Here is a 10,925-nt window from a genome sequence, read left to right as displayed (position 1 = left end):
CCGCGAAATGATTGGGGCAGTTAAGTGAGTGCGTCGTATGAAAAGGTCGTCGAGGCGCTAAGGAAATCGCTGGAAGAAGTCGGTTCGCTGAAGAAGCAGAACCGTCAACTCCTCGGCGCTTCCCGTGAGCCGATAGCGATCGTGGGAATGGCGTGCCGTTTGCCGGGTGGCGTAGCGGGGCCGGAGGACTTGTGGCGGCTGGTGTCCGAGGGCCAGGACGCGGTGTCGTCCTTCCCCGAGGACCGCGGCTGGGACCTGGAGGGCCTGTTCGACGCGGATCCCGACAACGCGGGTACCTCGTACACCAGCAAGGGCGGGTTCCTGCACGAGGCACCGCAGTTCGACGCCGGGTTCTTCGGTATCTCGCCGCGTGAGGCGCTGGCGATGGACCCGCAGCAGCGGCTGCTGCTGGAGGCTTCCTGGGAGGCGCTGGAGGCCGCGGGGATCGACCCGCTCTCGCTGAAGGGCACCGACGTCGGAGTGTTCTCCGGTACCTCCACGCAGGGGTACGGAGCCGGTGCGGACGCGCCGGAAGCCGAGGGTTTCGGGGTCACCGGGACGCTGTCGAGCGTGGCGTCGGGCCGTGTGTCGTACGTGCTCGGCCTGGAGGGGCCGGCGGTCACGGTCGACACCGCCTGCTCGTCCTCGCTCGTGGCGATGCACCTGGCGGCGCAGGCCCTGCGCCAGGGCGAGTGCTCGATGGCCCTTGCCGGCGGCGCGACCGTCATGGCGACGCCCGGTGCCTTCGTGGAGTTCTCCCGTCAGCGCGGCCTGGCCGCCGACGGCCGCTGCAAGGCGTTCTCCTCGTCGGCCGACGGCACCGGTTGGGCCGAGGGCGCCGGTGTGGTGGTGCTGGAGCGCCTGTCGGTGGCGCGTGAACGCGGCCACCGGGTGCTGGCGGTGCTGCGCGGCAGTGCGGTCAACCAGGACGGCGCCTCGAACGGCCTGACGGCGCCCAACGGCCCCTCGCAGCAGCGGGTGATCCGCAAGGCGCTGACCGGTGCCGGGCTGTCCCCGGCCGACGTGGACGCCGTGGAGGCGCACGGCACCGGTACCACCTTGGGCGACCCGATCGAGGCCCAGGCGCTGCTCGCCACCTACGGGCGGGACCGTGATCCGGAGCAGCCGCTGTGGTTGGGCTCCCTGAAGTCGAACATCGGTCACACGCAGGCCGCCGCGGGCGTGGCCGGCGTCATCAAGATGGTGCAGGCGCTGCGGCACGGCATGCTGCCGGCGACCCTGCACGTGGACGCGCCCACCCCCCAGGTCGACTGGTCCGCCGGAGCGGTGGAGCTGCTGACCGAGGCACGGGACTGGCCGCGCAGCGACCGTCCGCGCCGGGCCGGCGTGTCCGCCTTCGGTGTCAGCGGAACGAACGCGCACCTGATCCTGGAGGAGGCGCCGTCGGAGGAAGCCGAGCCCGTCTCGGCCGACGCGGCGCCCGCGGGTGTGGTGCCGCTGGTGGTGTCGGCGCGCAGCGCCGCCTCCCTGGCGGGTCAGGGCGAGCGGCTCGCGGCGTTCGTCGAGGGCGCCGACGGCGTCTCGCTGGCGGACGTGGCCGGAGCCCTGGTGGCCGACCGCGCGCTGCTGAGCGACCGCGCTGTGGTGGTCGCGGGTTCGGACGAAGAAGCACTGGCCGGGCTCCGGGCGCTGGCACGCGGCGAGGACGCGGCCGGTGTGGTCTCCGGCAGTGCGGCCGGCGCCAAGCCGGGCAAGGTCGTGTGGGTGTTCCCGGGCCAGGGTTCGCAGTGGGCGGGCATGGGCCGTGAACTGCTGGACTCCTCGCCGGTGTTCGCGGAGCGGATCGCGGAGTGTGCGGCTGCTCTGGAGCCGTTCGTCGACTGGTCGCTGATCGACGTCCTGCGCGGTGAGACCGAGCCGGAGCTGATGGAGCGGGTCGAGGTCCTTCAGCCGGCGAGCTTTGCCGTGATGGTGGGTCTGGCGGCGGTGTGGCAGTCCGTGGGCCTCAAGCCGGATGCGGTGCTGGGCCATTCGCAGGGTGAGATCGCGGCTGCGTGTGTGGCGGGCGCGCTGTCCTTGGAGGACGCGGCGCGTGTGGTGGCGTTGCGGAGCCAGGCCATCGCCGAGGACCTGGCCGGGCGTGGCGGTATGGCCTCGGTCGTGCTGAGCGAGGCCGAGGCGGTCGTTCGTATCCAGCCGTGGGCGGACCGGGTGGAGGTCGCGGCCGTCAACGGTCCGACCTCGGTCGTGATCGCCGGTGACGCGCAGGCCCTGGATGAGGCCCTGGAGACGCTGTCTGCCGAGGGTGTCCGGGTGCGTCGGGTCGCGGTGGATTACGCCTCGCACACCCGGCATGTCGAGGCGATCCGCGAGACGCTCGCCGAGGCCCTGGCCGGGGTGACCGCTCTGGCGCCGAAGCTGCCCTTCTACTCGACGGTCACCGGCACGTGGGTCGAGGGCGCAGACGTCATGGACGGCGGCTACTGGTACCGCAACCTGCGCGGTCAGGTGGGCTTCGGCCCGGCCGTCGCGGAGCTGATGGCTGCGGGTCACGGGGTGTTCGTTGAGGTCAGTGCCCATCCGGTGCTGGTCCAGCCGATCACCGAGACCGCCGACGACACCGAGACCGATGCGGTGGTGACCGGTTCGCTGCGCCGCGAGGACGGCGGCCTGCGCCGCCTGCTCGCCTCGATGGCCGAGCTGTTCGTCCGCGGGATCGCGCTCGACTGGAGCGGCGTCCTGCCGCGGACGGCTGCCCGTGTGGACCTGCCGACCTACGCCTTCGACCACCAGCACTACTGGCTCCAGCCGGGCGAGTCGGCCACCGACGCCGCCTCGCTGGGACAGGCGACGGCCGGTCACCCGCTCCTGGGCGCGGTCGTCCGTCTGCCGCAGTCCGACGGGCTGGTCTTCACCTCGCGGCTCTCGCTGCGGACGCACCCCTGGCTCGCCGACCACGCGATCGGCGGCGTGGTGCTCCTCCCGGGCACCGGGCTGCTGGAGCTCGCGGTACGCGCCGGTGACGAGGTCGGCTGCGGAGTCCTGGACGAGCTCGTGATCGAGGCGCCGCTGGTGGTGCCCGAGCACGGCGGCATACGCGTCCAGGTCGCGGTCGGCGGCCCGGGTGCGAACGGCTCGCGCACGGTGGAGGTGTACTCCCAGCGCGAGGACGCCGTCGACGAGGACGGTGCGGACGCCTGGACGCGGCACGCCACCGGCATGCTGGCGGTGGCGCCGGCCCAGGCGCCGGCCCCGCGCTTCGATTTCGCGGCGTGGCCGCCGCAGGGTGCGCAGCCCGTCGAGGTCGGCGACTTCTACACCGGTCTCGAGGAGCGCAGCTTCGGCTACGGCCCGGCCTTCCAGGGTCTGCGGGCGGTGTGGCGCCGTGGCGAGGAGGTCTTCGCCGAGGTCGTCCTGCCCGAGGAACAGCGCAAGGAAGCCGACCAGTTCGGCATCCACCCCGCACTGCTGGACGCGGCCCTCCAGGCGGGAACCTTCGCCACCCCGGCGGACACGGCAGAGGAGGGATCCGGGGAGGCGGTCCTGGCGTTCGCGTGGAACGGCCTGGTGCTGCACGCGGCGGGTGCCTCGGCCCTGCGCGTCCGGGTCGCCCCGGTAGGCCCTGACGCCCTGTCGGTCGAGGCGGCCGACGCGACCGGTGGCCTCGTGGTGACGATGGACTCGCTGGTCTCCCGGCCGGTCTCCGCCGAGCAGTTGGAGACGGCCGCGGACGCGATGGTCGCCGATTCCCTGTTCGGGGTGGAGTGGACCGAGCTGCCCCCGGCCGAGGGAGCGCAGCCTTCGCCGTCGTGGGTGCCGGTGGCCGACGCCGACGACGTGGAGGCCCTGGCCGAGGGCACGGCAGCGCCGATGGTGGCGGTCCTGGAGGCCGTCGGCGGCGACACCGAGGACGCCGTACTGGCCCTGTCCTCGCGCGTCCTGGGCGTACTGCAGGCGTGGCTGACCGCGAGCGGGCTGGAGGAGTCGCAGCTGGTCGTGGTCACCCGCGGCGCGGTCCCCACCGGCGACGGCTCGGTCACCGACCCGGCCGGAGCGGCCGTCGGAGGTCTCGTCCGCGCCGCCCAGTCCGAGAACCCCGACCGGATCGTCCTGATCGACGCCGACCCCACCGCCGTGGGCGATGTGGAGCCGGTGCTGGGCGCGGTCCTGGCCAGCGGCGAGCCGCAGGTCGCCGTGCGCGGAACCACCCTCTCCGCCCCCCGGCTGGTCCGGGCCGGCGGCGAGGTCGTGGACGCCCCTGCGGTGTTCGACACCGACGGAACCGTCCTGGTCACGGGCGGCACCGGGGCGCTGGGCGTGCTCGTCGCCCGCCACCTGGTCGCGCGGCACGGCGTACGGCACCTGGTGCTGGCCAGCCGTCGGGGTACGAACGCCGAGGGCGCGCAGGAGCTGGTCGCCGAGCTGACCGAGCAGGGCGCCGCCGTATCGGTGGTGGCCTGCGACGTGTCCGACCGCGGCCAGGTCGAGGCCCTGCTGGCCTCGATACCGGCCGAGCACCGCCTGACCGGTGTCGTGCACACCGCGGGTGTGTTCGACGACGGCGTGATCGGGGCGCTGACCCCGGAGCGGCTGGCCGGCGTGTTCGCCCCGAAGGTGGACGCGGTGCGGCACCTCGACGAGCTGACCCGTGGGCTGGACCTCGACGCCTTCGTCGTCTACTCGTCCGTCGCGGGCGTGTTCGGAGGCGGCGCACAGGGCAACTACGCGGCGGCGAACGCCTTCCTGGACGGTCTGATGGCCGGCCGCCGGGCGGCGGGCCTGCCCGGCCTGTCCCTCGCCTGGGGTCTGTGGGAGCGGACCCTCGGCATGGCCTCGCACCTCGGCGACGTCGACCAGGCTCGGGCGAGCCGCAGCGGCGTGCTGGAGATCACGGCGGCCGAGGGCATGGACCTGTTCGACGCGGGCCTGCACACGGACCGGGCCCTGCTGGTGCCGATCAAGCTGGACCTGCGGACGCTGCGCACCCAGGCCGGAGCCGGCGGGGGAGTCCCGCACCTGCTCCGGGGCCTGGTGCGGACCGGTCGCCAGGTCGCGCGGGCGGCCTCCGCGACGGACGCCGGACTGGCCGGTCGCCTGGCCGGGCTCACCTCGGCCGAACAGGACGCACTGCTCCTCGACGTGGTCCGGGCTCAGGCCGCCGTCGTCCTCGGCCACTCCGGGCCGGAGGGCGTCCGGCCGGAGATGGCGTTCAAGGACGTCGGCTTCGACTCGCTCACCTCGGTGGAACTGCGCAACCGGCTCCGTGAGGCGACCGGTCTGAAGCTTCCGGCCACGCTGGTCTTCGACTACCCGACCCCCCAGGCCCTCGCCGGCTACCTGCGCGAGGAGTTCGGCGACGTGGCACCCGTGGCGGCGGCACCCGCGGCGGCGGCCCCCGCGGCCGTGGCGGCCGATGCGGGCGAACCGCTCGCGATCGTGGGCATGGCCTGCCGGCTCCCGGGCGGCGTGGCCGACCCCGAGGACTTGTGGCGGCTGGTGTCCGAGGGCCGGGACGCAGTGTCCTCCTTCCCCGAGGACCGCGGCTGGGACCTGGACGGCCTGTTCGACGCGGACCCCGACAGTGCGGGTACCTCGTACACGACCAAGGGCGGATTCCTCCACGAGGCGGGCTTCTTCGACGCCGGGTTCTTCGGGATCTCCCCGCGTGAGGCGCTGGCGATGGACCCCCAGCAGCGCCTGCTGCTGGAGACCTCCTGGGAGGCGCTGGAGGGCGCCGGGATCGACCCGCTCTCGCTGAAGGGCACCGACGTCGGAGTCTTCTCCGGTGTGTCCGGTCAGGGTTACGGCGTCGGTGCGGACGCACCGGAGCTGGAGGGCTTCGCGGTCACCGGGTCGGTCTCCAGTGTGGCGTCGGGCCGTGTGTCGTACGTGCTCGGCCTCGAAGGGCCGGCGGTCACCGTCGACACCGCCTGCTCGTCCTCGCTGGTGGCGATGCACCTGGCCGCGCAGGCCCTGCGCCAGGGCGAGTGCTCGATGGCGCTCGCCGGCGGCGCGATGGTGATGGCATCACCGGGCGGCTTCACGGCGTTCTCCCGCCAGCGCGGCCTGGCCTCCGACGGACGGGTCAAGGCGTACGCGGACGGCGCGGACGGCACGGTGCTGTCCGAGGGCGTGGGCGTGGTGCTGCTGGAGCGGCTGTCGGTGGCACGTGAGCGCGGCCACCGAGTGCTGGCGGTCTTGCGCGGCTCCGCGGTGAACCAGGACGGCGCCTCCAACGGTCTGACCGCTCCGAACGGTCCCTCGCAGCAGCGGGTGATCCGCAAGGCCCTCGACAGCGCGGGCCTCTCCCCGGCCGACGTGGACGTGATCGAGGGCCACGGCACGGGTACCGCGCTGGGCGACCCGATCGAGGCACAGGCCCTGCTCGCCACGTACGGGCGGGACCGGGACCCGGAGCAGCCGCTGTGGCTGGGCTCCCTGAAGTCGAACATCGGTCATTCGCAGGCCGCTGCGGGCGTGGCCGGCGTCATCAAGATGGTGCAGGCACTGCGGCACGGCGTCATGCCCCCCACACTGCACGCCGACGAGCCCACGACCCAGGTCGACTGGACCGAGGGCGCCATCGAGCTGTTGACCGAGGCCCGGGAGTGGCCGCGCAACGGTCACCCGCGCCGGGCCGGCGTGTCCTCCTTCGGCATCAGCGGAACGAACGCACACCTCATCCTGGAAGAGGCGCCCGAGGACGCGGCGGCGACGGCCGAAGGGGCGCAGCAGCCCCTGGCGAACGCCGGTGTGGTGCCGCTGGTGGTGTCGGCGCGCAGCGAGGTCTCCCTCACCGGGCAGGCCGAGCGGCTCGCCGAGTTCATCGAGGGCAACGACGGCGTCTCGCTGGCGTCGGTGGCCGCGGCCCTGGTGTCGGACCGTGCGGTCTTCGGGGAGCGCGCGGTCCTCGTGGCCGACTCGACGGACGAGGCCTTGCGGGGCCTGCGGGCGCTGGCGCAGGGGGAGAACGCCCCCGGTGTCGTCGTCGGCAGCACGGGTTCCGCTGCGCCGGGCAAGGTCGTGTGGGTGTTCCCGGGCCAGGGCGCGCAGTGGGCGGGCATGGGCCGTGAACTCCTCGAGGCCTCCCCGGTGTTCGCCGCACGGATCGCGGAGTGCGCTGCCGCGATCGAGCCGTGGACCGACTGGTCGCTGATGGCGGTGCTGCGCGGCGAGACCCCGCCCGAGCTGATGGAGCGGGTCGACGTCCTTCAGCCGGCGAGCTTCGCCGTGATGGTCGCTCTGGCGGCGGTGTGGCAGTCCGTGGGCGTCGAGCCCGATGCGGTGCTCGGCCACTCGCAGGGTGAGATCGCCGCCGCCTGCGTGGCGGGCGCCCTGTCCCTGCAGGACGCGGCGCGCGTGGTGGCGTTGCGGAGCCAGGCCATCGCCAAGGACCTGGCCGGGCGCGGCGGTATGGCCTCGGTCGCGCTGACCGCGGACGAAGCGGTCGCGCGCATCCAGCCGTGGGCGGACCGCGTCGAGGTCGCCGCGGTCAACGGCCCCTCGTCGGTCGTGATCGCCGGTGACGCGCAGGCCCTGGACGAGGCCCTGGAGGCGCTCTCCGCCGAGGGCGTCCGGGTCCGGCGGGTCGCGGTGGACTACGCCTCGCACACCCGGCACGTGGAGGACATCCGCGAAACCCTCGCCGAGACGCTCTCCGAGGTCATCGCCCTTGCGCCGAAGGTGCCGTTCTACTCGACGGTCACCGGCACCTGGGTCGGGGATGCGGACGTCCTGGACGGCGAGTACTGGTACCGGAACCTGCGCGGTCAGGTGGGCTTCGGCCCGGCCGTCGCCGAGTTGATGGGTCAGGGTCACGGGGTGTTCGTGGAGGTCAGTGCCCATCCGGTGCTGGTCCAGCCGATCACCGAGACCGCCGACGACACCGAGACCGATGTCGTGGTGACCGGTTCGCTGCGCCGCGAGGACGGCGGCCTGCGCCGCCTGCTCGCCTCGATGGCCGAACTGTACGTGCACGAGGTGAGCGTGGACTGGAGCGGTGTCCTGCCGCGGCCGGCCGGGCGCGTGGACCTGCCGACGTACGCCTTCGACCGCCGGCACTACTGGCTGCAGCCGGGCGAGTCGGCCACCGACGCCGCCTCCCTGGGCCTGGCCGGAGCCGATCACCCGCTGCTGGGTGCGGTCGTCCGTCTGCCGCAGTCCGACGGGCTGGTCTTCACCTCGCGGCTCTCGCTGCGGACGCACCCCTGGCTCGCCGACCACGCGATCGGCGGGATGGTGCTCCTCCCGGGCACCGGGCTGCTGGAGTTGGCCGTACGGGCCGGTGACGAGGCCGGGTGCGGAGTCCTGGACGAGCTCGTGATCGAGGCGCCGCTGGTGGTGCCCGAGCACGGCGGGGTACGCGTCCAGGTCGCGGTCGGCGGCCCGGGTGCGAACGGCTCGCGCACGGTGGAGGTGTACTCCCAGCGCGAGGACGCCGTCGACGAGGACGGTGCGGACACCTGGACGCGGCACGCCACCGGTGTGCTGTCCGCCTCGGACCACGCGGGTGGCACCGGGTTCGACTTCGCCGCCTGGCCGCCGGCCGGTGCTCAGCCGGTCGAGGTCGGGAACCTCTACGCCGATCTGGTGGAGAGCGGATTCGACTACGGTCCGGCGTTCCAGGGCGTGCGTGCGGTGTGGCGCCGTGGCGAGGAGGTCTTCGCCGAGGTCGCCCTGCCCGAGGAGCACATCAAGGAGGCCGGCCGGTTCGGCATCCACCCGGCGCTGCTCGACGCGGCCCTGCAGGCCGGGACCGCCGGCGCTGCGGCGGGTACGGCAGACGGGGAACCCCGTGAGGCGGTGCTGGCCTTCGCGTGGAACGGAACGGTGCTGCACGCCGCTGGTGCCTCGGCCCTGCGGGTCCGGGTCGCCCCGGTCGGCCCGGACGCGATGTCGCTCGAGGCGGCCGACGCGACCGGCGCCCTGGTGGTGACGATGGACTCGCTGGTGTCCCGGCCGGTGTCGGTCGAGCAGCTGGACGCCGCGGCAGCGGACGAGAGCCGTTCCTTCATGTTCGGCGTGGAGTGGACCGAGCTGTCGACGGCCGACGGTGCGCCGTCCTCACCCTGGTGGGTGCCGGTGGCCACGGTCGAGGACGTGGCGGCCCTGGCCGACGACGTGGCCGCGGGCCTCGGCGTGCCGGAGGCGGCGGTCCTGGACGCGGTCGGCGGCGACGCCGAGGACGCGGTACTGGCCCTCTCCTCGCGGGTGTTGGAGGTCGTCCAGGCCTGGCTGGCCGGGACCGGGCTGGAGGAGTCGCGGCTGGTCGTCCTGACCCGTGGCGCGGTTCCCGCCGGTGACGGTGCGGTGAGCGACCCGGCCGGTTCGGCGGTGTGGGGTCTGGTGCGCGCCGCCCAGTCGGAGAACCCCGACCGGATCGTCCTGGTCGACGCCGATCCGGCCTCCGGTGACGGAGCGGAATCCGTCCTGGGCGCGGTGCTGGCCTGCGGCGAGCCGCAGATCGCGGTCCGCGGCACGGCCCTGTCCGTCCCCCGGCTCGCCCGGGTCGTCGGCGGGTCCCCGGATGCTCCCGCGATGTTCGGACCGGAAGGCACGGTCCTGGTCTCGGGTGCCGGTTCGCTCGGCGCCCTGGCCGCCCGGCACCTGGTCACCCGTCAGGGCGTGCGGCACCTGGTGCTGGCCAGCCGTCGGGGTCCGGACGCCGAGGGCGCGGAGGAGCTGGTCGCCGAGCTGACCGAGCAGGGCGCCGCCGTATCGGTGGTGGCCTGTGACGTGTCCGACCGCGGCCAGGTCGAGGCCCTGCTGGCCTCGATACCGGCCGAGCACCGGCTGACCGGAGTCGTCCACACCGCCGGTGTGTTCGACGCCGGAGTGATCGGGGCGCTGACCCCGGAGCGGCTGGCCGCGGTGTACGCGCCGAAGGTCAACGCGGTGCAGCACCTCGACGAGCTGACCCGCGGCCTGGACCTCGACGCCTTCATCGTCTACTCCTCCGCGTCGTCTGTCTTTATGGGAGCTGGTAGTGGCGGATACGCCGCAGCCAATGCTTTCCTGGACGGGTTGATGGCGCACCGTCGGGCCGCCGGCCTGCCGGGTCTCTCGCTGGCCTGGGGTCCGTGGGATACGGCCACCAACTTGGGGGACACCATCGATGACCTCACCAAGGCTCAGATGAGCCGACGTGAGGGACGCGGGGGAATCACGGCGCTCACGGCGGCCGAGGGCATGGAGCTGTTCGGTGCGGCTGTGGGCTCCGACCAGGCACTGCTGGTGCCGGTGAAGCTGGACGTGAAGGGTGCACGAGCCGACGCCGCGGCCAGCGGCGGGGTTCCGCACCTGCTGCGGGGTCTGGTGCGAACCGGCCGCCAGCAGGCGCAGGCGGTGGTCGCAGGTGACGACCGCCGGCAGCTGTCCGACCGGCTGGCCGGTCTCGGTGCGGCAGAGCAGGAAGCGCTGCTTCTCGACCTGGTCCGTGCCCAGATCGCGGTCGTGCTCGGCCATGCCGGACTGGAGGGTGTCCGGGCGGAGACGGCGTTCAAGGACGCCGGGTTCGACTCGCTCACGTCGGTGGAACTGCGCAACCGGCTGCGGGAGGCCACCGGTCTGAAGCTTCCGGCCACGCTGGTCTTCGACTACCCCACCCCGATCGCACTCGCCCGCCACCTGGGCGACGAGCTCGCGGTCGACACGGCGTCCCCCGCCGATTCGGTGCTGGCCGGTCTCGCTGGCCTGGACGCGGCCATCCAGTCCGCGGCTTCCGACGCGGAGGCCCGTGACCGGATCGCCGTCCGCCTGCGGGAACTGCTGAAGGCGGCCGAGGCGGCAGGCGGCTCCACCGGGGCCGGGGCCACCGCGGACGTGTCCGACCAGGACCTCGAAACGGCCAGTGACGAGGACCTGTTCGCGATCTTCGACCAGCTCAACTGAGCCGGACCGTACGGCCGGGCCCGGGTGGGCCCGGCCGTACGGCCCGCAGGGGCGGTGCGGACCTCCCCACCAAG

1 protein-coding gene is annotated in these 10,925 nt (G+C 73.6%); it reads left to right on the top strand.

Going from position 1 to position 10,925, the window contains the following annotated elements; all coding sequences use genetic code 11:
• The first annotated feature begins 24 nt into the window (after positions 1–24).
• Positions 25–10,851 (top strand): type I polyketide synthase, encoded by a 10,827-nt coding sequence (locus AB0D44_RS05870; protein ID WP_362584957.1) that lies wholly within the window; start codon positions 25–27, stop codon positions 10,849–10,851.
• The last annotated feature ends 74 nt before the right edge of the window (positions 10,852–10,925 follow it).

It is taken from the genome of Streptomyces sp. NPDC048349, from assembly GCF_040651925.1.
Classification (GTDB): Bacteria; Actinomycetota; Actinomycetes; order Streptomycetales; family Streptomycetaceae; genus Streptomyces.
The sequence above is the reverse complement of the archived record's forward strand: the minus strand, read 5'-3'. Positions and strand labels throughout refer to the sequence as shown.